We start from the raw sequence: 23,063 nt of genomic DNA, 5'->3' as shown, positions 1-23,063 counted from the left end.
GTCTATTTTAATTAGCGCCCCCCCCGATTGCCAGCACTATTTTGTCGCGCAGTGTCCAATGGGTCACAAGCGGTGCTCTCCTATCCCGAAAGGGATGGAAATCAAACGTTTTTCTCTGGTTGCTTTGGTCAATAGAGGGCAAGAAAAGCGATTGTCCTCCCAAAGCCACTTTATTCATCCAGATAATATTTGCACGCCGCGCGCCCTGCTGGGACAATAACGCGCCTTAATCTTGGCCATCAAATGAAGCAATCGCAGGAGATTCAGATGCCTTCTCGTAAAGAGCTTGCCAATGCCATTCGTGCATTGAGTATGGATGCCGTTCAAAAAGCCAACTCCGGTCACCCGGGCGCCCCCATGGGAATGGCGGATATCGCCGAAGTGCTGTGGCGTAGCCACCTCAGACATAACCCGAACAACCCCAAGTGGGCCGACCGCGACCGTTTCATTCTCTCCAACGGCCACGGCTCCATGCTGCTGTACTCCCTGCTGCACCTCTCCGGTTATGACCTCTCCATCGACGATCTGAAAAACTTCCGCCAACTGCACTCTCGCACCCCGGGTCACCCGGAGTACGGTTACGCGCCGGGCGTTGAAACCACCACTGGCCCGCTGGGTCAGGGCATCACCAACGCCGTGGGTATGGCGATCGCCGAAAAAGCCATGGCTGAGCAGTTCAACCAGCCGGGCCACGATATCGTTGACCACTACACCTACGCCTTTATGGGCGACGGCTGCCTGATGGAAGGTATCTCCCACGAGGCTTGCTCTCTGGCCGGTACCCTGCAACTGGGCAAACTGATCGCGTTCTGGGATGACAACGGTATCTCCATCGACGGTCACGTAGAAGGCTGGTTCACCGACGACACCGTCAAGCGCTTCGAAGCCTACGGCTGGCACGTTATCCCGGCTGTTGACGGTCACAGCCCGGAAGCCATCAATGCCGCCATCGAAGCCGCCAAGGCCGAGACCGGCAAACCGACCCTGATCTGCTGCCGCACCATCATCGGTTACGGCTCCCCGAACAAATCCGGTTCTCACGACTGCCACGGCTCACCGCTCGGCAACGACGAGATCGCCGCTGCTCGCGCATTCCTGAAGTGGGACCACGCTCCGTTCGTTATCCCGGCCGATATCGCTGCCGAGTGGAACGCTCAGGAGAAGGGTGCTGCACTGGAAGCCGACTGGGCTGCCAAGTTCGCTGCCTATGAAGCCGCTCACCCGACTCTGGCTGCCGAATTCAAGCGCCGCACTGCTGGCGAACTGCCGGCCAACTGGGCTGCCGAATCCGCCAAGATCATCGAAACCCTGCAAGCCAACCCGGCCAAGATTGCGACCCGTAAAGCGTCTCAGAACTCTCTGGAAGCCTTCGGCAAGCTGCTGCCGGAGTTCATGGGTGGCTCTGCCGACCTGGCTCCGTCCAACCTGACCATGTGGTCCGGCTCCAAGTCTCTGACCAACGACGATGCCTCCGGCAACTACATCCACTACGGTGTACGCGAGTTCGGCATGTCCGCCATCATGAACGGTATCGCCCTGCACGGTGGTTTCATCCCCTACGGCGCTACCTTCCTGATGTTTATGGAGTACGCCCGCAACGCCCTGCGCATGGCCGCCCTGATGAAGCAGCGCGCTATCTTCGTTTACACCCACGACTCCATCGGTCTGGGTGAAGATGGCCCGACTCACCAGCCGGTTGAGCAGATCGCCTCCCTGCGTCTGACTCCGAACATGAGCACCTGGCGTCCGTGTGACCAGGTTGAATCCGCCATCGCCTGGAAACACGCCATCGAGCGTACCGACGGCCCGACCTCTCTGATCTTCTCTCGTCAGAACCTGGCCCAGATGGACCGTACTGCCCAGCAGCTGGCCGACACCGCCAAGGGTGGCTACGTGCTGAAGGATTGCGCCGGTACTCCGGAGCTGATCCTGATCGCCACCGGTTCCGAAGTGGAACTGGCTGTTGCCGCCTATGAGCAGCTGACTGCCAAGGGCCGTGCCGTGCGCGTGGTCTCTCTGCCGTCTACCGACGTGTTCGACGCCCAGTCTGCCGAGTACAAAGAGTCCGTCCTGCCGTCCTCCGTCACCAAGCGTGTGGCCATCGAAGCCGGCATCGCTGACTACTGGTACAAGTACGTCGGTTTCGGCGGCAAGATCATCGGTATGACCACCTTTGGTGAGTCCGCACCGGCCGAGCTGCTGTTCAAGGAATTCGGCTTTACCGTGGAAAACGTGGTTGCGACCGCTGAATCCCTGTAATTCCTGAAGGTTGGGCCAGCTTGACCCAATAGCTGGAAAATAAACGCCCTCCATCGCAAGATGGGGGGCGTTTTTATTGGCACAGGAAAATAGTAAATTAAAAATATATTTCAATGCCTGAGAGTTGATAGTACTTTTTCTTGATGATTGATCTTCATTGTCTTAATAAAGGCTAAGCTATGGTTATAAGAGGTTGGGTTATTATAGTTGTTGTTTTTGTACTTTTATTTTCCCCTGTTGCTTTATATGTAAATACATTTGGCGGAGATTTGTCACAAGACCACTCTCGATGGGCCGAATTTGGCTCGGCAATTGGAGGTATCTATGCACCAATACTCGGATTTATTACGTTAGTAGTTTTGATTCGTCAGCTTTCTTTACAGAAACAGATGAATGACCAGTATTATTTGCAGCAAGCACGAGAAGATATCGAGTTTTATGCATCGCAGTTATCTAATATTCTTGATGAATCACTGGTCGGTAATGTGCCGTTGAGGGCTGTACTTCACGAAAAGTTTATGTTTTGTAGCCCTGAACATCTATGTTCAATGGATATGAAGAATATTGCCATTGATATTCATAGGGTAATGCCACAGGCACTTGATATATGGGCAGCCATATACCCTGTATTAATAGGGCTATCTGCGGTTGATGACTCATTATTTAAAATGACATTGGCCTCTTCAAATCAAAAACTAGTTGCATTACTCAGTTTTGAAATATGTGTGGCTTTGGATAATTTGCATTTTTGTCGTACTGATGGGAAAAACGGTTTTACATATATTTTTAACCAAAAATTGCAGTAGAGCTATCTAAATAGCTCGTAGGTTCGATTAGCGAAGCGTAATCGGACGTTCGCGTTTTTAAGACGATGCTATAAAAATAATATCCCACCCTGTTACCAAAAAAGAGACCGGCTATCAGCCGGTCTCTTTTTATTTATCGCACCCCTTACGCCTGCGGCGGGGTGCTTTCAGCACTGGACATCGCCACATCCCACCTCGGCCTGCTTCACTGTGGGCTTTATCAATTTGACGACAAGGGCGCCATGGTTAATACCAGCTTGCCGATATGACGGCCTGAATCCAGCAAATGGTGAGCGGCAGCGGCCTCATGCAGCGGGAAGGTCTGGTAAACCTGTGGTTTGACCTCGCCGTGTTCGATAAATGGCCAGACATGAGTTTGCAGTTGGGCAATCAGTTCGGCTTTTTCCTGCGGTGTCCGCGAGCGCAGGGTAGAGCCGATATGGGTCAGCCGCTTTTGCAGCATGGGAAACAGATCCAGATTGGGGGCTGCGCCCGCAATAATGCCGATCTGGACTATGCGGCCATTGATGGCGGCCGCCGCATAGTTGCGTGCGACATACTCCCCGCCAATGATATCGAGAATGATGTCGGCACCATGGCCATCGGTGGCTGCATGCACTGCCTCGACAAAATCCTCCTCCTTGTAGAGTACGGCCACATCGGCGCCCAGCTTGATGCTGGCGGCCTGCTGCTCGGGTGAGCCGACCGTGGTGATGATTTTGGCGGCGCCAAATGCCTTGGCCAGCATGGTGGCGGTCGTGCCGATGCCGGAGGCACCGCCATGGATCAAGATAATGTCGCCTTTTTTGAACTGACCCCGTTCAAACATATTTGACCAGACCGTCATAAAGGTTTCCGGCAGCGCCGCGGCTTCGACAAAGCTCAATCCGGGCGGCAGAGGCAGGACATTGCTCTGGTGGGCGACGCTGTACTCGGCATAGCCGCCACCCGAAATCAGCGCGGCGACCTTGTCGCCAATCTTGAGATGGGTCACCTGCTCCCCCTTGGCGACCACGACCCCGGCGACCTCCAGCCCGGGAATATCCGATGCCCCTGCCGGAGGCGGGTAGAGCCCTTTGCGCTGCATCACATCCGGCCCATTGATGCCGGTCGCATAGTGCCGGATCAAAACCTCATCGGGCTTGGGCTCTGGTGTGGCGCGGGTGGTCAGTTGCAAGACATCGGGGCCACCTGGTTGGGTAATTTCTACCGCGCTCATGGTGTCGGGAATGGAATAGGCGTTATGCATCAGCGGCTCCTTGTAACGAGGTGATATGAGGTTCCCCGAGTGGGATGAGCACCAAGATAGTGGAGATTACTGATGAATAAACGCAGTATTATCCCTCACCTGTAATGCAAAAATGCATTTCAACCGGGAGTCGTGATGAACTGGGATGATGCGAAAATTTTTCTGGCGTTGCATCGGGAGGGGAGCCTGAGGGGCGCCGCCCGTGTGGTCGGGGTCGATCAGGCAACCATTGGCAGACGGATTGCCGCACTGGAGCATCGTCTGGCGGCCACGCTGTTTCTCCGCACATCCAAAGGGTATGTGCTGACTCATGTCGGAGAGATCGTGCTGGCCAGCGCTCAGCAGATGGAGCTGGCGGCCATTGATTTCGTGCGGGCGGCGCAAGGGGTCGACAACCGTCTGGTCGGGGAGGTCAGCGTGGCGACTACAGACACCCTGGGGATGGATTTTCTGATACCGGCCCTGACCGAGCTGCATCAGCGTTATCCCGATATCAGGGTCATCCTCAATACCTCGACCCAGGTGGTCAATCTGTCCCTGCGGGAAGCGGATATCGCGATCCGGACGGTGAAGCCGGACAATCCCGACCTGATTATTCGCAAGCTGGCCTCCTGGCCGGTCGGGTTGTATGCCTCCGCCGACTATCTGGCTCGCCATGGCATTCCCGAAGCGGGCACCGGTTTTGCGGGCCATTCGCTGGTGGTGTATGAGCCCCACTGGCAGAGCGCGCGATCCCCCATGATGCTCGAAGAGGCGGCCGAGGGAGCCACGGTCGCCGCGGGGGTCAATACCAGCCTGATGCTGCGTCAGGCCCTGTTGATGGGGTTGGGGCTTGGCGAGGTGGCGGTTCCGCTGGCCGAGCAAGCCGGGTTGATGCGGGTCTGGCCCGAGCGGCAGTTACAGCAATCCTACGATGTGTGGCTGGTGACCCATCAGGATGTGCAACATGCTGCGCGGGTCAGGGCGGTCATGGATGCCATCGTCAGGGCATTTGCCGCAGTGGCCTAAGTCTGGCGGGCGTGCTGTTCAGGTTTTGTCGCAGCGCTGTCACATCCCTTGCCATAGTCATGGCGGTTGAGGGAAAACCCTCATTTACTTGGTCTCTGACAGTCAATACTGTGAGACCGAGTCCACCACTACTGGAGCCTGACCCATGACCGATATGCTTGTTGACGATAAACAACCAACCCCGGATCCGGCAGAGCAGAATGCCTTCTTCCCGTCGCCCTACTCCCTGAGCCAGTTCACCTCGCGCAAATCTGACCTTGCCGGGGCCGACTATCCCGCTCCCTATCGGGAGGGGCGCTGGAAGATCCTGCTGATCGGGGCCGATGAGCGCTATCTGCCCACCGACAACGGCACCCTGTTTTCCACCGGCAACCATCCGGTCGAAACCCTGCTCCCCATGTATCACCTCGACAAGGCGGGCTTTGCCTTTGATGTGGCTACCCTTTCCGGCAATCCGGTCAAGTTCGAGTGGTGGGCCATGCCCGGCGAAGATGAAGAGGTGCTGGGGCTCTATGCCAAATATCAGGCGCAGTTCCGCCAACCTGCCAAGCTGGCCGATCTGCTGAAAGAGGCGCTGGCCGCCGACTCGGACTATATCGGCGTCTTTATTCCCGGCGGGCACGGCGCCCTGATGGGGCTGCCGGAGAGTGCCGAGGTGAAAGCGCTGCTGGAGTGGGCGATGGCCAACGATCGCTTCATCATCTCCCTCTGTCACGGGCCTGCTGCGCTGCTGGCGGTGGCCAATCCAGAGACCTTCGCGGGCTACAAGATCTGCGCCTTCCCCGACGAGCTGGATGCCCAGACCCCGGCAATTGGCTATATGCCGGGCCACCTCACCTGGAAGTTTGGCGAGAAGCTCAAAGAGATTGGCTTCGAGATCGTCAACAACGGCATCTCGGGAGAGGTGTGCCGGGATCGCAATCTGCTGACCGGTGACAGCCCGCTGGCAGGCAATAACCTCGGCAAGCTGGCCGCCACCACCTTGCTGGAGGCGGTTGCCAAGCGATGATGTTGTCGTCATCGCCAGCCAGTGCGCTGCAGGTCGCGGTGGCGCTGGAAGGGTGCCAGCGGCTGGAGGAGATCCAGCAACTGGTACGCGCCTTCGCCACCCCGCTGGGATATCACCGCTTTGCGCTCTTCTCCATCAGTGCCAGCGAAGAGGGGGTGGTCGAGCACCTCTACTGGCTGGAGGGGGAGTGGCTGGAGAGCGGCGAGGCGGTCGACCTGCATGCCTATATGCGCGAGTGCCCGATGGCGATGCATATCAGAGAGCGAGACCAGCCCTTCTTCTGGAGCAAAACGGTTGGCGCTGCTGGCGAGCAGTACCGTATCGTTCGCCATCCTGAGGGGCCGGGCCGACATGGCTTGCAGGTACCCGTCTATGGGCCGTTGGGACTGGAGGGGGCGATGAGCTTTGGCGGCGATCAGATCGATGCCAGTGCCCACACTCGGGTTGGCCTTGCGCTGATCGCGGCAGCGGCTTTTCATGCCGCCCGTCGCCTGATGGAGATGCCGGTAGCGGGTCACGAGCGTGGCCTCACTGGGCGCGAGCGCGAAGTGCTGGAGTGGGTCTCCCGGGGTTGGCGCCATGCCGACATCGCCACCACCCTGAAACTCTCGGTGCGCACGGTCGAGAACCATCTGCGCAGTGCCCGCCGTCGACTCGGTGTGGCCACCACCGCGGAGGCGGTCAGAGTGGCGATCAGGAACCGCGATATCGAGGGCTGAGGGGCCATCCTTTTGTCTGGCATGTAAAAAGAGACCGGCCATCAGCCGGTCTCTTTTTTATTTACCGCAACATTACACCTGCGGCGGGGTGCTTTCCGCGTTGGACATCACCGCATCGATTTGCACCAGGGCGCCGGCGGGCAGTTCGCGCACCGCGATCACGGTGCGGGCCGGCAGGTAGGCCGGGAAGTATTTGGTATAGATGGCATCCACCTCGGCCAGATCCGCGATATTGGCGAGCTGGATATTGACCTTGACGATATCGTCCATCACATGGCCGATGCTCTCCACAATTGCCTTGATATTGCTCAGGCACTGGGCGGTCTGCTCCTTGATGCAGCCAGCCAGGATCTTGCCGGTGGCGGGGTCTATCGGTAACTGCGCAGAGAGATGGTTGTAGTGGGAGAAGGCGACAGTCTGGCAATGGAGTGGGCTGCGCGGTGCCTTGTCGGTATTGCGGGCGCGGATCACCAGATTGTGTCTGTCTTCCACCAGTTGCGGCGGGGTGCCGTCACCGTGGGAGATGACCGCATCCATCTGTACCAGCGCACCCATGGGCAGGGCGGAGGCGGCAATCACGCTGCGGGCCGGCATATAGGCGGCGGCGCGGGCAATGGCGGAGTCGGGGAAGAAGGTGGTGTAGACCTCGTTGACGGCCTCCAGATCGGCCAGATTGGTCAGATAGACGGTAACCTTGACGATATCGTCAAACGGCACATCGATGCTCTCCAGCACCGCCTTGATATTGCGCAGGCACTGGCCCGCCTGCTCCTTGATGCCACCGGCAACCAGCTGGCCAGAGGCCGCATCGACCGGCAGCTGGGCGCCGATATTGTTGTAGTGGGAGAAGGCCACGGTGTGGGTGGAGAACGGATTGTGCGGCGCCTTGTCACTGTTGCGGGCGAGCTTCACCAGCGGGCAAGGATCTTGCGGGAAGGTGCCTTCGCCGTTGGAGATGATGGCATCGATCTGCACCAGCGCACCCAGCGGCAGGGCGGCGACAGCGAGGGTGGTGCGGGTCGGCAGATAGCCCGGGAAGAATTCGCGATAGACGGCGTTGACCGCCTCCAGGTCCGCCATCTCTTTCAGGAAGATGGTCGCTTTGACCATATCGTCCATCACATGGCCGATGCTCTCGATGATCGCCTTGAGGTTGCTCAGGCACTGTCTGGCCTGCGCGGTGACATCGTCACTCACCATCTTGCCGGTGGCCGGATCGACCGGCAGCTGGGCCGAGATATTGTTGTAATGAGAAAACGCCACCGTTTGGGTGCAGGGGCCCAGATCCTGGGGTGCATGGGGGGTATTTCTTGCCGACTTGATGATGGTGCCACTCATAGATATGCCTCTTTTTAATATTTGTTGTTCATTCAGGTACAGGTTTACCCCATCTTGTTGTACGCCACGGCCACTGCGCCAGCGGCGGCATCCCCGGTTATTATTTGTGATCCACTCAATTACTGAGAGGAATAAGGGAGAAGAGGACAGGGTAGATATTTCAGACGCTGCGATTCTATGAGTGGCTATCAGGGGTTGCAAACCGCTGATTGCATTTCTATGAGATGGCTCAATGGGTGCAAATTTAATGTGATTGCTATTCAATTCATGCTGAATAGTCACCTGTTTGTCCGCCAATGGCCATGCATCGAGCAATAGTCCAGTCCGGGCGGGGGTTGGGGCAGATACCTTGGCAGTGAAGGAGTGTAAAGAAAGGGTTAATGCGATGCATCAAGCTGCCATCAAACTATTTTATTGTGCATAGATATGTACTTTATGTTTTTTTAGTCATCTATCTTGCCGCGCAAAAATATGTTAGCAGACATTACTGTAACAGTAGTTAAAGATGTGGCTGGAATATAATTCAAATATTTGCATGGGGGATGCTTGTTAATTATCGGTAGGCTGACGGTTGGCCAAGACTCGGAGCGTTTTTATCTTTTTATGTATCTGGTGAAATATGCGTGACACAGCCCAGTGGTCCCATATCGAGGTGACCAGGGTTGGCAATATATCGGCTGACCGGGTGCGGCATGGTCAAGAGAGGATGACGTTGGCTCGACGCAGCGCTGTAGATCGGGCTCTCTGCGCCGGTTGTAGTCTACAGCCTGCCAGGGATGAAAGGGTCGCGGGCGAGGCCAGCTGCCGTGGCATGGTTGTCTGCGGGATTGTTAACAAAAATGTGAACGAGATCACCGGATGGACAAGGGTTTAAGGCTGGAAATGGAGCAGAAAGGAGTAGAATGGCACTTTATTTTTGAGGGTCATTCGATGCCCAACTATCACTTTTTCACGCTGGGCCAGGCGCTTACCTATCTCGATGCCAATGCCCCGCGCTATAGCGATGAGCGTCGTCAACTGGTTGAGCAGGGATTTGCCGCCATGGCGGCCCCCATCTTTGCAGATACGCCGGTTGAAGCACTGGCGTTGTTGCGCCAGCATCAGGCATGGAAGGAGGAAGCCATGGTCGATGCACTCTCCTTGACAGTTGCCACCGGGCCGACGCTCGTCTCCTGTTTGCAGGAGAACCCTTTATCCGCGAGTTGAACAGCATCATGGCACCATCGAGGTGGCGCCATGTTGCCGCTGTCCGCTTGCGATCTACCTCTGGTGCAGTTCGCCTTCCATTACCAGTAGAGTATCCATCCCTGCCGCCTTGCCAGCCTCAAGCCCGATCCGGGTATCTTCAAACACCAGACAGTTGGCGGGATTGGCGCCGAGCAGTTCGGCCACCCGCAAGAAGGTGTCGGGATGCGGTTTGTGGTTGGTGACATCATCGGCGCTGACCACCACAGAGATATAGGCATCGAGCCCGGTGCTTTTGAGGATGGAGTCCGCCTGATTGCGCGGTGAGCCGGTGCCAATCCCCATCTTGACCTTGCCGTGATAGAGCCTGACCAGCTCCCACATCTTGGGAAAGACGCTGACCTTGTCGATATGGGCCATATAGAGGGCAATCTTGCGGCGGGTAAAGGCCTCGACATCCACCGTCAGCCCCTGCTGCTCGGCCAGCATGGCGATGATCTTGCGGGTGGGAATGCCGCCGTACTGATAGAGCTGTTCCCGCTCGAAGGGGATGCCGAATTCTGCGCAGGTGAGCTCCCAGGCATCCAGATGAAGGGGCATGGAATCTACCAAAGTGCCATCCATATCGAAAATCAGGGCATCGTAGTGATCAAACCCGTACTGCTCACGCTCGCTCATGGGGGCTCCTCGAATCAAATAGAGCAGGCTAGCAGAAACGATCGGCGTTTTGTGGGATCGGCCTCATGGTTGGGCAGATTGTGGCCGCCGTTTTTTCTATCTCTTGCTGATTTGTGAGACAATAATCCGTTCATTGCCGGATACTTTGGCATATCAGATCAGTGAGTCCGCTTATGACTTCGAAAATATCCCCCAAAACCATCTTCTCCAGTGTGGCGCTGGTGATCGCGCTCGGTTCACTGGAAAAGAGCATAGTCACCACCCCGCTGCCCATGATTGGCGCCGAGTTGCACGCTGGGGCCGCCCTCACCTGGGTGGTCACCGCCTATCTGCTGGCGGCCACCGCCGTGCTGCCCCTCTACGGCAAGCTGAGCGATCTCTTTGGCCGGGTGCGGATGCTCAATATCGGTATCGGCCTGTTTCTGGCGGGCTCGGTGGCCTGTGCGCTCTCCCAGGATCTGCCGACCCTGTTGGCAGCGCGGGTGCTGCAAGGGCTGGGGGGCGGCGGCCTGATTGCCCTCGCGTTTACCGTGATTGCCGACACCATTCCGCCGCGGGAGGTGGGCAAGTATCAGGGCTACATTTCGGCGGTCTATGCGGTCTCCAGTATCGCCGGCCCCTTGCTCGGCGGCTACTTCACCGAGCAGCTCAGCTGGCGCTGGATCTTCTGGATCAATCTGCCGCTCGGGGCGCTGGCGGTCTTTCTCATCAACCGCAACCTCAAGCAGCTCAACGTGCGTCGTCACAGTCGCTTCGACTGGAAGGGGGCGGGTCTGCTGATTACCGTCACCACGCTCACCCTGTTGCTGCTCTCGCCGGAGGCGGCGCTGCCTGCCGTCTGGCTCTCGGCGGCGCTGGGCGTCGCGTTGCTGCTGCTGATTCTGATTGAGCGGCGTGCCCACGACCCCATTCTGCCCGCCCATCTGGCGCGGCTGCCCGGCTATCTGGTGAGCGTGCTGCTGGTGATGCTCTCCCAGTTGCTGATGTTTGCCGTGCTGGTCTATCTGCCGTTGCAGATGCAGTGGCAGAAGGGGATGAGCGCCAGCGAGAGCGGTGCCATCATGGTCATCTTCATGATCTGCATCACCGCCGGCGCCTTTGTCGGCGGCAAGCTGATTGGCCGTACCGGTCACTACAAGAGCTTTGTCGCGGTGGGCTTTGGCCTCGCGGCGGTGGCGCTCTGGCAGATCCACTTCGATGCCTGGGTCAGGCTGGCGCTCGGGTTTGCCGGTATCGGTCTCGGTCTGGTGCTGCCCGCCCTCTCGGTGGTGGTGCAAAATGCCCTGCCACGGGAAGATCGCGGCATCGGTATGTCGCTGTTCAACTTTGGGCGGGAGCTCGGCGGTGCCGTCGGCGTGGCCATCTGCTCCATGCTGTTTCACTTCCGCATGCCAGCCGGCAGCGATGGCGATCTGAGCCGACTTGCCCCCGATCTGCTGGCCCCGGGCTTCAGCGCGACCTATATCGGCATGGCACTGATCGCCACGCTGGCGCTGATCATCACCCTGCTGGCGTTGAAACGCCACGAGCTGGCCTCCATCAGCGCCTGATTTGACCTGCGCCGACATTGGCTCACCATAGATAGCATCAGGGCTCCCCGCGGGGAGCCCTGATTGTTATTTGGCAAACAGAGTGGCTTCTGCCATCAAGCCATGCGCGAGTTACTCCTGCGCCGGACTCTCCTTGCCCGCCAGCTGGCTCAGCCAAGCGAAGCGGCGGTTGGCCTCCTGCTCTGCCTCTTGATAGAGCTGGCTGGCCACTTCCGGTAGCTGGCGCTCCAGCCGCTGGAAGCGGGGCTCATGGCGCAAGGTTTCGGCCAGCGAGGCATTGGGTGCCCGCGAGTCGAGTGCCAGCGGCAGTTTGCCCTCGTCAGCGCGGCGCGGATCGAAGCGGTAGAGAGGCCAGAAGCCGGTGGCGGTCAGCTGCTTCATCTGCTCGTGGCTCTCGGCCATGTCGTAGCCATGTTCCTCGCAGGGGCTGTAGGCGATGATGAGCGCGGGGCCCGGGTAGGCTTCCGCCTCCTGAATTGCCTTCACTGTCTGGTTCATCTGGGCGCCGAGGGAGATCTGCGCCACATAGACGTGACCATACATCATCACGCTGGCACCGAGATCCTTGCGTGCCTTGCGTTTGCCCTGCTCGCCAAACTTGGTGATGGCACCGAGTGGCGTCGCCTTCGACTGCTGGCCGCCGGTGTTGGAGTAGCACTGGGTATCGAGCACCAGCACATTGATGTTCTCCCCCAGACTCAGCACATGGTCGAGCCCGCCAAAGCCGATGTCGTAGGCCCAGCCATCGCCGCCGATGAGCCAGACCGATTTTTCCACCAGATAGTCCGCATCGCGAGCCAGCTCTTGGGCTGCCGGGGTCTGGCTCTCCTGCAGAAGCGCTCGCAACTGCTGGATATGGGCCCGCTGCTCGGAAACCGGCAGGGAGGCATCGCCGAGCGCCTCGCGCAGCGCTGCCGGTATGGTGTCGCCGAGGCTCGCCAGCAGACGGCGCACCCGCTCCCTGTGCTGATCGACGGTGAGGCGGAAGCCCAGTCCGAACTCGGCGTTGTCTTCAAACAGCGAGTTGGCCCAGGCCGGCCCGCGCCCGTCGGCGTTGGTGGTGTAGGGGGTGGTAGGCAGGTTGCCGCCATAAATGGACGAGCAGCCGGTGGCGTTGGCAATCAGCAGCCGATCGCCATAGAGCTGGGTCAGCAGCTTGATATAGGGGGTCTCGCCACAGCCGGAGCAGGCGCCCGAGTATTCAAACAGCGGCGAGATGAGCTGGGAGGTGCGGATGTCGATGCGCTCCAGCTGCTCGGCGCTGCGCTCTGGCAGATCGAGGAAGAAGTCGTAGTTGGCCTTCTGCTCGTCGAGGTGATCGAGCCGTGAAGCCATATTGATCGCCTTGCGATCCGGGTTGTTGCGATCCTTGGCCGGGCAGACCTCGACGCAGAGGTTGCAGCCGGTGCAATCCTCCGGCGCCACCTGCAGCACGTACTGCTGGCCGCGCATGTCACGGGATTTCACATCCAGCGCATCGAGAGTGGCGGGAGCTGCTGCCAGCGCATCCGGTTCTACCACCTTGGCGCGAATGGCCGAGTGGGGACAGGCGGCGACACAGTAGTTGCACTGGGTGCAGAGCTCCGCTTCCCAGATGGGGATCTCCTTGGCGATGTTGCGCTTCTCCCAGCGGGTGGTGCCGACCGGCCAGGTGCCATCCGGCGGGAAGGCGGAGACCGGCAGGCTGTCACCCAGTCCCGCCAGCATCGCGGCGGTGACGGTCTGGACAAAGTCGGGGGCCTTGGCCGAAACCACCGGTGGACGGGGGCGGCTGGCGGGATCCTGCTCGCCAAGTGGCACCCGGGTCAGGGCGGCGTAGGTTGCCTCCAGAGCCTGCCAGTTGCGTTCGACCAGCGCTTGTCCCTTGCTGCCATAGCTGGTGGCGATGGCCTGCTTCAGCAGGCTGGTCGCCTCTGCGGGGGGAATGATGGCGCTGAGCTGGAAGAAGGCCATCTGCATCACGGTATTGATTCGGTTACCAAGTTGGCAGTCGCGGGCAATTTTGGCGGCGTTGATGATGTAGAAGCGCGCCTCTTTCTCGCGCAGGGCGTGCTGCACCTCGCTGGGGAGGCGCTGCCAGATCTCCGCTTCGCTGTAGGGGGTGTTGAGCAGGAAGATGCCGCCCGCTTTCAAGCGCTCCGCCATCCGGTACTTGTCGACGAACTGCCACTGATGGCAGCCGATAAAGTCCGCCTCTTCCACCAGATAGGCCGATTGGAGCGGCCGCTCGCCCACCCGCAGGTGAGAGACGGTGAGGCCGCCCGCCTTCTTGGAGTCGTAGACGAAATAGCCCTGCGGATAGAGGTCGGTGTGGTTGCCGAGGATCTTGATGCTGTTCTTGGCCGCAGAGACGGTGCCATCGCTGCCAAGGCCGTAGAAGAGCGCTTCCAGCTTGTGCTGGTGGCCGTGGACGGGGCTTTGCGAATTGAGCGCGTGCAGCGGTAGTGAGAGACCTGTGATGTCATCGAAGATGCCGACGGTAAAGCGCGGACGCGGGTTCTCTTGCGCCAGTTCGGCAAACACCGCCAGTGCGCAGGCAGGGCCGAACTCTTTGGAGGAGAGGCCATAGCGGCCGCCGACGACCCGCGGCAGGCTTGCCCGCTCGCCCCGGCTGACCGCTTCGGCCAGCGCCGTCATCACGTCGAGATAGAGGGGCTCGGCCTGTGCGCCCGGCTCCTTGGTGCGATCCAGCACGGCGATGGCGCGGGCGCTCTCGGGAATCGCGGCCAGCAGGTGCTCGGCCGAGAAGGGACGGAACAGCCGCACCTTCACCTGCCCCACCTTCTCCCCTTGGGCAAGCAGGCGCTCGATCACCTCCTCGCAGGTGCTGATGGCCGAGCCCATCAGCACCACAATCCGCTCCGCCTGCGGGTGGCCGACATATTCAAACGGCCGGTAGTGGCGGTCGGTCTGCTCGCCAAAGGCCTGCATCGCTTCGCTCACATGGCCATAGGCGGCGTCATACCAGGGATTGCTCGCCTCCCGGCACTGGAAGTAGGTGTCCGGGTTGGCGGCGGTGCCGCGAATGACCGGTTTGTCGGGGGTGAGCGCCCGGTCACGATGGGCGCGGATGGCATCAGCGGGCAGCAGGGCACGCAGGGTGTCGTCAGCGAGCGGCGCTATCTTGGCGATCTCGTGAGAGGTACGAAAGCCGTCGAAGAAGTGGATAAAGGGGAGGCGGCTGTTGAGGCTCGCTATCTGGGAGATCAGGGCAAAATCCTGCGCCTCCTGCACATTGCTGGCACAGAGCATGGCACAGCCGGTCTGGCGCACTGCCATCACGTCCGAGTGATCGCCAAAGATCGATAGCGCGTGGGTCGCCACGGTGCGTGCCGCCACATGCAGCACGAAGGGGATGAGCTGACCCGCCAGCTTGTAGAGGTTGGGGATCATCAGCAGCAAACCCTGCGACGAGGTAAACGAGGTCGCCAGCGCGCCGGTCTGCAGGGCGCCGTGGACGGCGGCAATGGCGCCCCCTTCCGACTGCATCTCGACAACCCGGGGCACATCCCCCCACAGGTTCTTGCCTCGCTCGCTCGACCAGGCTGACGACTGCTCAGCCATGGCCGAGCTGGGGGTGATGGGGTAGATGGCGATGACTTCGCTGGTGCGGTACGCCACCGAGGCGACTGCGTTATTCCCGTCTGTGGTGATCATCTGTTTTCCACTTTGCTATGCCAGTTTGAAAGCCGATAGTTGCATCGGCAATGGATAGGTCGCAGGCATAGTAAAAGGGGCAATGAGAGCGTATCAAACGGGATAAATAATCAATTAATAAGTCAGTAATAGTGGTTAATTTAATCCCACAGCGTGGGGGCATGATTTTCTGCTAACAGCCAACGGGAGGTGGCTGACGGGCCATTGACATGGCCCGTCAACACGGGGTTAACCCTGATCCACTTGCAGCCAGATGGCGCACTGATAAGGGGCGAAGAGTGGCAGTGGTTCGCCAGGGTAATTGGCCAGCAGCAACCGCATCTTGTCTGTCACCTTGTCGAAGTGGGGCATCTGCAAGGGATTCGCAGTGAGATTGGCGAGCAGCAGCAGGGTGTGCTGCTCTCCGCTGGCCGGATCCTGCCAGTGGCGGCGATAGCTGATACGCTCGGGATCATCCCCATCCAGCAGCTCGAAATTGCCGTGGTGAATGACAGGGTGAGCCTTGCGCAGGGCGATAAGCTGGCGATAGCAGTGAAACGGTGAGTCGGGGCGGGCCAGCTGCTCGTCAGCATTTATCTCGACGTGGTTTGCATTGAGGGCGATCCAGGGGGTGGCCGTGCTGAAACCAGCGTGGAGGCCAGCGTCCCACTGCATCGGGGTGCGGGCGTTGTCGCGGCCGATGGCATCGAGCCGCCGACTCAGCTCGGCAGGATCCAGCCCTGACTGGCTGGCGCGGTAGTTGATTGCCTCCACATCGCGTAGCTCGTCCGGCTGCCAGTGACGGTTGGTCATGGCGAGCTCCTCCCCCTGATAGATGAAGGGAGTGCCCTGCATCATGTGCAGCACCATGGCCCACAGCCTGGCGCTGGTTTCCCGCCACTCTGGCCTGTCATCGCCAAAGCGGGAGACGGCGCGAGGCAGGTCGTGGTTGCCGAGAAACAGGCTGTTCCAGCCACGCCCGTGTAGCCCTTGCTGGTGGCGGGTCATGGCTCGCTTGAAGGCGAGGGGATCAAAGCGGGATGACCACTTGTCACTGCCCAGCCCCAGATGCTCGAAGTTGAACACCATGCTGAACTCGCTGCCATCGTGGTTCGAATAGTTCTGCATATGGGCGAGATCGGCTCCCCAGGTCTCCCCCACCGTGATGATCCCCTTGCCGCCGAAGCTGGCGGCATTGAGCTCGCGGATATAGTCGTGCAGGCGCGGGCCATTGCTCATGGCAAGCTGGTCCCACTCTTTGCTCACCATATCGATCACATCGAAGCGAAATCCCTTGATCCCTTTGCCCAGCCAGAAGTTGATCACCGCCGCCATTTCGGCGCGCACCGCCGGGTTGTCCCAGTCCAGATCGGCTTGACTGGGATCGAAGTTGTGCAGGTAGTAGCGATCAAGCTCCGGCACGTACTGCCAGCCGCTGCCGCCAAAAATCGAGGTAATGGGGTGAGCGTCAACGAAGGCCTGGTCGCGAAACACGTAATAACTCTGATAACGGGGATCCCCGGCCAGTTCCTTCATAAACCACTCGTGCTCGGTGGAGGTGTGGTTGGCGACGATATCCATCATGATGCCGATGCCGTGAGCGGCCGCTTCGGCTATCAGCAGCTCCATCTCGGTCAGGGTGCCGAAGGCGGGGTCGATGGCACGGTAGTCCGCCACATCGTAGCCGTTGTCCCGTTTGGGGGAGCGATAGATGGGGGTGAGCCACAGCATATCGACCCCGAGGGTGGCCAGATAGTCGAGGCGCTGACGGATGCCGTTGATGTCGCCCAGTCCGTCGCCATCGCTGTCCTGAAAGCTCATGGGGTAGATCTGGTAGATGACGCAGCTATCGAGGTCTATATCGGGCGTGTGGAGGGGTTGCGGGTTCATCAGCTTGGCCGGTTGGGGGAGGAGATTTTCTATCTTACGCAGATGAGCTGCTACTCGACAGGGCAGGGGAAACCTTGAAAGGGGTTCCATTGTTGGCTGATTGCCAAAAGTGCGGGAAGGGTCACAAAGGTGCCATCCCAGGCCACGGCTGTGGTCGGGATGGCACGGCACTTAGCGTTGGATGCTATGCAGGAATACCGGTTATTGAGCAGCCTTGGCCTGCTCGCTGTGCTGCTCCTGCTGGCGCTCTGCCTTCTCTTGTTGGCTTTCCGCTTGCGCCTCCAGCTCCTTGCCGAGGAAGTAGTTCAGGAAAGTGCGGATCACCGCGATGATGGCGAGGCGGATCAGCTCCTCCTTGCTCGGTGCGACCGTGGTGGCCAGGATGTCTGCGGCCAGCTGGAACTCCAGCGCCAGAATGAGCCAACTGCCAAAGCAGAGACGAATACGCGGAAAACCGGGTTGGTGATCTCGCACCCGCGCCGCTAGCCAGAGGGTCTTGCCAAGCCCTATCACCACACAGGCGATGGAGATGATCTCCAGCAGCAGCTGGAACAGCTCGACCCCGTGCATCATCCCCTCTTTCAGGCTCGCTATCTCAAACACTCGGGTCACCTCCCTGATTCAAAAGAGGACACTATTAACACATCGCTCGGCAAAGGCCAAATCCGGTTCAGGCAATCAGTTTGAATTCAATCACATAGAGCGGCGGCAGAGCTGGGTAGATATCGCGGATCACCTGTTTGAGCTCGGGGAGGGTCATGTTCTCCTGACGGGCGTGCTCGTCGTTCAGTTCATCGAAGGCGACCGCCTTGACCGAGAGCACCTCTATGGTGCCAAAGGGCTGGTGCTCCGGGTTGGTAAACAGCGCCAACCGCTGGCCAGGCTGCCAGTTGGCTTCGCTCTCGTCGCGAATGGTGATGGTTTTGCGGCCCGCCTGAATATCGGCGACGAAGCGGCTGAAGAAGGTGAATTCGGGATGGGTAGACATGGCTCTCTCCTGACAGGGTTAATCGAAATGAGGTGAATGGAAATCAAAGGTCGAGATAGGCGCGCAGCCTGGTCAGATCGGCGATAACAGGGCCATCGCTGCCGTCGGCAACTATGCCCTGTTCGACCAGCTCCTTGAGGGCGCGGCGGTAGACCCGCTCTGTGGTGCCAAAGCGGGCCGCCTCGTGGGCCCGCTTGCGCGATCCCAGCATCGGAGTGCGCTGGCGCTCTCGCCACAACTCATAGGCGATGTTGTAGGCAATGGGGTGGAGCAGCCGGCTGGTGGTGATCTCCAGGGTATCGAGATAGTCGCTGGCAAGTGCAGCGGCGAAAAAGAGGGTCAACTCAGGTTCTGCCAGCAGCCGCTGGGCCAGCTTGTGGGCACAGATGACCCGTGCGTCCAGCTCGGTCTCGGCCACCACGTTCCACTGCACCGGGGTGGCACTGAAGAACTCCATCTCACCGAAGATCTGGCTGTGACACTCAATCTCGCCGAGCTGGAAGCGGCGGCCAGAGTGTACCGTGCTGTTGAGGGAGACCCGGCCACGTTCGACCAGATAGAGCTGCTCGCTCTGCTCCCCCTGCCGCATGATCAATTCGCCCGGCAGGTAACGACGCAGAAACAGGGTGCAGGCGTCGAGCGCCGCGGCAAAGCGGGGTTCAAGCTGCTGGAGTTCGGCGTGAAAACGGCCGAGGGGGTAGGGCTGTTGCTGCATGACTTGCCTGTCGCACCGGATGACGAGGGCCATGAGGCTAGCAAGAGTGCGGGCCGGATACCAGCCCGCACGGTAGCGGATGTGCCGCAGTTAACGGTTTGCGGCTTATTGCACCAGAGCGTGGAGGGCGGCGGCGATGGCTTGCTGCTCACCGGCCATCATCGCCTGTTCGGCGCTGGCGTAATCCGCCACCCCTTGTTGCACATCCTGCTCGAACAGCACCACGTTGCAGAGCACGGCGGCGACCCGTACCTTGCGCAGGCGACCCACCGTCAGCAGGGAGGCGGTCTCCATGTCAGCGCCCAGTACGCCACGGGCATGCCAGTAGCGGCACACCTCCTGCTCATCATCTCGATAGAAGCTGTCGTGGGAGCGTACCAGCCCGTGCCAATGAGGCTGGCTGCTAGTGGCCACATGGTTGAGCAGGGCCGCTTGCAGCCAGATATCGGCGCAGGCGGGGTACTCGGCGGGCAGATAGGCCTGTGAGGTCCCCTCATTGCGTACCGCCCCTTCCACCACGATAAGGTCGCCAAGGCCGATGTCGTGTTGCAGGGCACCGGCGGAGCCGACCCGAATAAGCGAGCGGGCACCGGCTTGCACCAGCTCCTCCAGCGCGATGATGGCTGAGGCGCCGCCGATGCCGGTGCTGCAGACCGTGATGGGCTGCCCCTGATAGCGGCCGTTGATGAGGCGAAATTCCCGGTTTTGCCCCAGCACTTCACACTGTTCGAGCTGGTTGGCGATGCGGTCGACCCGGGCTGGATCGCCGCACAGCACCACTCGCTCGGCAATCTGGTCGGGGCGGCACTGAAGATGGGGTAACAGACTCATAGCTTACAGACCTTGTGGCTGGCACTTTGCGGCAATCACCCAGAGGCGAGTGCCGTTGGCGGCGATAAACAGCAGGATCAGGTACTCCAGCGACATGGCGTAGACGCCCTGCGCGGCATAGACACCGATGCTGATGATGTTGATGACGACCCAGAGGATCCAGTTCTCCACGTATTTGCGGGTCATCAGGATCTGGGCGACGACCGAGAGCACCGTCATGCTGGCATCCCAGAACGGGAAGGCATCGGGGGAGGGCTCGGGGATGGCAAGGTTGGCACCAAAGAGGTTGAGCAGGGAGACCGAGGTGCGTGCCAGGGTGGCGAAGACCGGGTCGATATAGCGGGTCAGCAGAGCGATGGCCAGCACGCTCACGGCGGCGGTCACCATCAGTTTGGATTTGCTGAGCCAGCGGATCTGCAGGGTATCCCCCTGATCGTTGGCCGGGCGGGTCCAGGCGTACCAGCCGTAGACGTTGGCGCAGAAGAAGAACAGCTGCAGCATCAACAGTCCGTAGAGCTGGATCTGGAAGAAGATGATGGCAAACAGGCTGACGTTGATCAGGCCAAACAGGTAGTTGATGGTTTTCTCCTGACTGGCGAACCAGATACAGGCCAGACCAAACAGGGTGCCGATGGCTTCAATCCATGACATGGCATAGCCGCCACCCAGCGGTATGGTCACTAGCGTGTTATTGATGCTGAACAGCTCGAATATGCTCATTTTCTGATCCTTGGGCATGAGGGTTAGTATGCGAGGGCGCCATTCTAAGGGGTGAGGGGGAGGAGGGGCAGGACTTTTGTCCGCCCCGGGCTTGGCCCATATCAAAGAAATCGCCGCTGCCGCCCGGTTATTCCAGCAGTGATGGGTTATGGTGCCCCGGCGGGCCGGACTTTATTGATATGTAGCAAGATGATAGCGCCGTGGCTGTGGTCTGATAGAGTCCACTCTCCGGGAGGAGAATCACGTGATAAAAGGAGGTTGCATTGAATTCCGAGCTTGTCTGGGTGCTCTGTCTGCTGGCTGGCGCCATCTATCTCTTTATGACCAACAAGGTGCGCATGGACGTGGTGGCCCTGGGCGTGGTCATCCTGTTTGTGCTGAGCGGCACCCTCACCCTGCCGGAGGCGCTGGCGGGCTTTAGCGATCCCAACGTCATTCTGATAGCCGCCCTGTTTGTGGTGGGTGAGGGGCTGGTGCGCACCGGCATCGCTTATCAGGTGGGGGATGCATTGGTGAAGGTAGCGGGCAGCAGCGAGACCAAGCTGCTGGTGTTGCTGATGGTGGCGGTGGCGAGTCTGGGGGCTGTGATGAGCAGCACCGGGGTGGTGGCCATCTTTATCCCGGTGGTGCTGAGCGTGGCGAACCGGATGGGGATCCCGGCCGGTCGCCTGATGATGCCCCTCGGCTTTGCCGGGCTGATCAGCGGCATGATGACGCTGGTGGCCACGCCCCCCAACATGGTGGTCAACAGCGAGCTGATGCGTCACGGCATTCACGGTTTCGGGTTCTTCGATTTCACCCCCATGGGCGTGCTGATCCTGGGGCTGGGCATCCTCTACATGCTGCTGGTGCGCGGCTCCCTGGTGGGCGAGGGAGAAGAGGGCAAGGGCAAGCCGACCGGGCGCCGCACCCTGCGCGATCTCATCCGAGACTACCGACTGGCCGGTCGGGCCCGTCGTCTGGCGCTGCGGCCCGATTCAGCGCTGATTGGTCACACCCTGGACGAGCTGCAACTGCGTGCCCGTTATGGTGCCCACGTCATCGGGGTGGAGCGCTGGCGCAAGTTTCGCCGGGTGATGGTGCCGGTGTCGGGGATCAGTGAGTTCCAGGCCAAGGATGTGCTGCTGATCGACATGTCAGACCCCGAGGTGGATGTGCGGGCGTTTTGCACCGAGGCGCGGCTCGAACCCATGATCCTGCGCGGGGAGTACTTCTCCGATCAGGCGCGGGAGGTGGGGATGGCCGAGGTGTCGCTGATCCCCGAGTCCAAGCTGCTGGGTAAAAGCGTGCGTGAGGTGACCTTCCGCTCCAGCTATGGTCTGAGCGTGGTGGGGCTGCGCCGCGACGGTGAGGCACTGGCAGGCAAGCTGGTGGACGAGCCGCTGCAGATGGGGGATACCCTGCTGGTGGTAGGGAATTGGAGCCACATCAGACAGTTGCAGACCCATAGCCGCGACTTTCTGCTGATGGGGCTGCCCGCCGAAGTGGACGAGATGGCCCCCGCCCGCAGTCAGGCCATTCATGCCCTCTTCTGTCTTGGAGTGATGATCCTGCTGATGGTGACCGATCCGGTGCCCAACGTGATTGCCGCGCTGATCGCCTGTCTGCTGATGGGCAAGTTTCGCTGCATCGATATGGAAAGTGCCTACAAGTCGATCCACTGGCCGACCCTGATCCTCATCGTCGGCATGCTCCCCTTTGCGCTGGCGCTGCAAAAAACCGGCGGGGTGGATCTGATCGTCGGTGGCCTGATCAATGCGGTCGGGGAGATGGGGCCGCGGGTCATGCTGGCCAGCCTGTTTGCCCTCTGCGCGGTGATCGGGCTCTTTATCTCCAACACCGCCACCGCAGTGCTGATGGCGCCCATTGCGCTGGGCACAGCCCAGCAGATGGGGGTATCACCCTATCCGTTTGCCATGACCATTGCCATCGCCGCCTCGGCCGCTTTTATGACGCCGGTCTCGTCACCGGTGAATACCCTGGTGCTGGGGCCGGGCAACTACAAGTTTGCCGATTTTATCCGTATCGGGGTGCCATTCACCCTGTTGGTGATGGTGGTCAGCGTGGTAGCGATCCCCTGGTTCTTCCCGTTCTGATAACCGGGATGATGAATGTGTGCACCAGCGGCCTGCGGGCCGCTTTTTTATGGCCGGGAGACAAGAGTGGCAAGGCGTGCTCGGAATCAGTGAAGAGTGATATGGACGGGAATTAACGTGGAGATGGGTTAATAGAGGAGCGAGAGAAAAACTGGGGATAGGCAAATTCCAGATACAAAAAAACCAGCATGAGCTGGTCTGTTTGGTACTGCTATTAATGGTGCGGAAGGAGAGACTCGAACTCTCACGCCTAGGGCGCCAGAACCTAAATCTGGTGCGTCTACCAATTTCGCCACTTCCGCAATATTAATGGTGGCTATGACGGGATTCGAACCTGTGACCCCCGCATTATGAGTGCGATGCTCTAACCAACTGAGCTACATAGC

The 23,063-nt window shown here is 59.7% G+C and carries 18 protein-coding genes and 1 tRNA gene; 8 read left to right on the top strand and 11 right to left on the bottom strand.

What is annotated here, in order from left to right:
- Nucleotides 1–267 precede the first annotated feature (267 nt).
- Entirely contained in the window at nucleotides 268–2,259 is a 1,992-nt protein-coding gene (gene tkt, locus G5358_RS07265) for a transketolase (RefSeq protein WP_005338517.1), read from the top strand.
- A 179-nt stretch (nucleotides 2,260–2,438) separates the two neighbouring features.
- Nucleotides 2,439–3,065, top strand: a complete 627-nt coding sequence (locus G5358_RS07260; RefSeq protein ID WP_421323864.1) for a hypothetical protein — start codon at nucleotides 2,439–2,441, stop codon at nucleotides 3,063–3,065.
- A 220-nt stretch (nucleotides 3,066–3,285) separates the two neighbouring features.
- Here G5358_RS07260 and G5358_RS07255 read toward each other — a convergent pair whose 3' ends face one another.
- Nucleotides 3,286–4,314, bottom strand: a complete 1,029-nt coding sequence (locus G5358_RS07255; RefSeq protein WP_421323863.1) for an NAD(P)H-quinone oxidoreductase — start codon at nucleotides 4,312–4,314, stop codon at nucleotides 3,286–3,288.
- A 135-nt stretch (nucleotides 4,315–4,449) separates the two neighbouring features.
- On the opposite strand from G5358_RS07255, the gene G5358_RS07250 reads away from it, so the two are divergent.
- From G5358_RS07250 to G5358_RS07240, 3 genes are all read left to right on the top strand, one after another.
- Complete coding sequence (locus tag G5358_RS07250) at nucleotides 4,450–5,322, top strand: LysR family transcriptional regulator (protein WP_071912213.1); 873 nt, start codon at nucleotides 4,450–4,452, stop codon at nucleotides 5,320–5,322.
- A 145-nt stretch (nucleotides 5,323–5,467) separates the two neighbouring features.
- Nucleotides 5,468–6,331 (top strand): glyoxalase III HchA, encoded by an 864-nt coding sequence (gene hchA / locus G5358_RS07245; protein WP_104015454.1) that lies wholly within the window; start codon nucleotides 5,468–5,470, stop codon nucleotides 6,329–6,331.
- Complete coding sequence (locus tag G5358_RS07240; protein ID WP_421323862.1) at nucleotides 6,328–7,050, top strand: PA1136 family autoinducer-binding transcriptional regulator; 723 nt, start codon at nucleotides 6,328–6,330, stop codon at nucleotides 7,048–7,050. Before hchA ends, G5358_RS07240 begins: the two co-directional genes overlap by 4 nt.
- A gap of 72 nt (nucleotides 7,051–7,122) precedes the next feature.
- Here G5358_RS07240 and G5358_RS07235 read toward each other — a convergent pair whose 3' ends face one another.
- On the bottom strand, nucleotides 7,123–8,388 hold the full coding sequence (locus G5358_RS07235; RefSeq protein ID WP_421323861.1) for a RidA family protein: 1,266 nt from the start codon (nucleotides 8,386–8,388) through the stop codon (nucleotides 7,123–7,125).
- Nucleotides 8,389–9,246: 858 nt separating this feature from the next.
- Between G5358_RS07235 and G5358_RS07230 the strand changes: the two genes are divergently transcribed.
- Nucleotides 9,247–9,594: a hypothetical protein gene (locus tag G5358_RS07230; RefSeq protein ID WP_254204217.1), complete on the top strand. Its 348-nt coding sequence runs from the start codon at nucleotides 9,247–9,249 to the stop codon at nucleotides 9,592–9,594.
- Between the two features lie 54 nt (nucleotides 9,595–9,648).
- On the opposite strand, the gene G5358_RS07225 is transcribed toward G5358_RS07230, so the two are convergent.
- Nucleotides 9,649–10,251: an HAD family hydrolase gene (locus tag G5358_RS07225; RefSeq protein WP_421263566.1), complete on the bottom strand. Its 603-nt coding sequence runs from the start codon at nucleotides 10,249–10,251 to the stop codon at nucleotides 9,649–9,651.
- 173 nt (nucleotides 10,252–10,424) lie between these two features.
- On the opposite strand from G5358_RS07225, the gene G5358_RS07220 reads away from it, so the two are divergent.
- Nucleotides 10,425–11,801: an MDR family MFS transporter gene (locus G5358_RS07220; protein WP_421323860.1), complete on the top strand. Its 1,377-nt coding sequence runs from the start codon at nucleotides 10,425–10,427 to the stop codon at nucleotides 11,799–11,801.
- Between the two features lie 111 nt (nucleotides 11,802–11,912).
- On the opposite strand, the gene nifJ is transcribed toward G5358_RS07220, so the two are convergent.
- The 7 genes from nifJ to pnuC all read right to left on the bottom strand — a co-directional run bounded on the left by nifJ (nucleotide 11,913) and on the right by pnuC (nucleotide 20,581).
- Nucleotides 11,913–15,458, bottom strand: coding sequence for a pyruvate:ferredoxin (flavodoxin) oxidoreductase (gene nifJ, locus G5358_RS07215; RefSeq protein ID WP_421323859.1), 3,546 nt, complete (start codon nucleotides 15,456–15,458; stop codon nucleotides 11,913–11,915).
- Between the two features lie 228 nt (nucleotides 15,459–15,686).
- On the bottom strand, nucleotides 15,687–17,327 hold the full coding sequence (locus G5358_RS07210; protein ID WP_421323858.1) for an alpha-glucosidase: 1,641 nt from the start codon (nucleotides 17,325–17,327) through the stop codon (nucleotides 15,687–15,689).
- A gap of 201 nt (nucleotides 17,328–17,528) precedes the next feature.
- Nucleotides 17,529–17,930, bottom strand: a complete 402-nt coding sequence (locus G5358_RS07205; protein WP_338711230.1) for a DUF1622 domain-containing protein — start codon at nucleotides 17,928–17,930, stop codon at nucleotides 17,529–17,531.
- A gap of 67 nt (nucleotides 17,931–17,997) precedes the next feature.
- The gene (yqfB, locus tag G5358_RS07200; protein WP_164536271.1) at nucleotides 17,998–18,315 is read right to left on the bottom strand and encodes a N(4)-acetylcytidine aminohydrolase; all 318 of its coding nucleotides are present in this window, start codon (nucleotides 18,313–18,315) and stop codon (nucleotides 17,998–18,000) included.
- A 43-nt stretch (nucleotides 18,316–18,358) separates the two neighbouring features.
- Nucleotides 18,359–19,030, bottom strand: a complete 672-nt coding sequence (locus G5358_RS07195) for a Crp/Fnr family transcriptional regulator (protein WP_227341140.1) — start codon at nucleotides 19,028–19,030, stop codon at nucleotides 18,359–18,361.
- Nucleotides 19,031–19,135: 105 nt separating this feature from the next.
- On the bottom strand, nucleotides 19,136–19,861 hold the full coding sequence (locus G5358_RS07190) for a nucleoside phosphorylase (protein WP_421323857.1): 726 nt from the start codon (nucleotides 19,859–19,861) through the stop codon (nucleotides 19,136–19,138).
- Between the two features lie 3 nt (nucleotides 19,862–19,864).
- Nucleotides 19,865–20,581 carry a nicotinamide riboside transporter PnuC gene (gene pnuC, locus G5358_RS07185; protein WP_421323856.1) on the bottom strand — a complete coding sequence of 239 codons (717 nt, stop codon included), beginning with the start codon at nucleotides 20,579–20,581 and terminating at the stop codon, nucleotides 19,865–19,867.
- A gap of 263 nt (nucleotides 20,582–20,844) precedes the next feature.
- Between pnuC and G5358_RS07180 the strand changes: the two genes are divergently transcribed.
- Nucleotides 20,845–22,677, top strand: coding sequence for an SLC13 family permease (locus G5358_RS07180; protein WP_421323855.1), 1,833 nt, complete (start codon nucleotides 20,845–20,847; stop codon nucleotides 22,675–22,677).
- Nucleotides 22,678–22,895: 218 nt separating this feature from the next.
- Here the strand turns inward: G5358_RS07180 and G5358_RS07175 are convergent.
- A tRNA-Leu gene (locus tag G5358_RS07175) sits at nucleotides 22,896–22,979 on the bottom strand.
- Nucleotides 22,980–23,063: the final 84 nt, after the last annotated feature.

The organism is Aeromonas sp. 604176 (assembly GCF_049170755.1).
In the GTDB taxonomy this organism is placed as follows: domain Bacteria; phylum Pseudomonadota; class Gammaproteobacteria; order Enterobacterales; family Aeromonadaceae; genus Aeromonas; species Aeromonas veronii_A.
This window is presented reverse-complemented; position numbering and strand designations above follow the sequence as displayed.

Excerpts from the sequence above, each read along its gene's own strand:
- G5358_RS07235 (WP_421323861.1), bottom strand. The coding sequence starts at position 8,388 with ATGAGTGGCACCATCATCAAGTCGGCAAGAAATACCCCCCATGCACCC.
- G5358_RS07260 (WP_421323864.1), top strand. The coding sequence starts at position 2,439 with ATGGTTATAAGAGGTTGGGTTATTATAGTTGTTGTTTTTGTACTTTTA.
- G5358_RS07190 (WP_421323857.1), bottom strand. The coding sequence starts at position 19,861 with ATGAGTCTGTTACCCCATCTTCAGTGCCGCCCCGACCAGATTGCCGAG.
- G5358_RS07255 (WP_421323863.1), bottom strand. The coding sequence starts at position 4,314 with ATGCATAACGCCTATTCCATTCCCGACACCATGAGCGCGGTAGAAATT.
- G5358_RS07240 (WP_421323862.1), top strand. The coding sequence starts at position 6,328 with ATGATGTTGTCGTCATCGCCAGCCAGTGCGCTGCAGGTCGCGGTGGCG.
- pnuC (WP_421323856.1), bottom strand. The coding sequence starts at position 20,581 with ATGAGCATATTCGAGCTGTTCAGCATCAATAACACGCTAGTGACCATA.
- G5358_RS07250 (WP_071912213.1), top strand. The coding sequence starts at position 4,450 with ATGAACTGGGATGATGCGAAAATTTTTCTGGCGTTGCATCGGGAGGGG.
- G5358_RS07225 (WP_421263566.1), bottom strand. The coding sequence starts at position 10,251 with ATGAGCGAGCGTGAGCAGTACGGGTTTGATCACTACGATGCCCTGATT.
- G5358_RS07220 (WP_421323860.1), top strand. The coding sequence starts at position 10,425 with ATGACTTCGAAAATATCCCCCAAAACCATCTTCTCCAGTGTGGCGCTG.
- G5358_RS07195 (WP_227341140.1), bottom strand. The coding sequence starts at position 19,030 with ATGCAGCAACAGCCCTACCCCCTCGGCCGTTTTCACGCCGAACTCCAG.
- hchA (WP_104015454.1), top strand. The coding sequence starts at position 5,468 with ATGACCGATATGCTTGTTGACGATAAACAACCAACCCCGGATCCGGCA.
- tkt (WP_005338517.1), top strand. The coding sequence starts at position 268 with ATGCCTTCTCGTAAAGAGCTTGCCAATGCCATTCGTGCATTGAGTATG.
- G5358_RS07230 (WP_254204217.1), top strand. The coding sequence starts at position 9,247 with ATGGACAAGGGTTTAAGGCTGGAAATGGAGCAGAAAGGAGTAGAATGG.
- nifJ (WP_421323859.1), bottom strand. The coding sequence starts at position 15,458 with ATGATCACCACAGACGGGAATAACGCAGTCGCCTCGGTGGCGTACCGC.
- yqfB (WP_164536271.1), bottom strand. The coding sequence starts at position 18,315 with ATGTCTACCCATCCCGAATTCACCTTCTTCAGCCGCTTCGTCGCCGAT.
- G5358_RS07210 (WP_421323858.1), bottom strand. The coding sequence starts at position 17,327 with ATGAACCCGCAACCCCTCCACACGCCCGATATAGACCTCGATAGCTGC.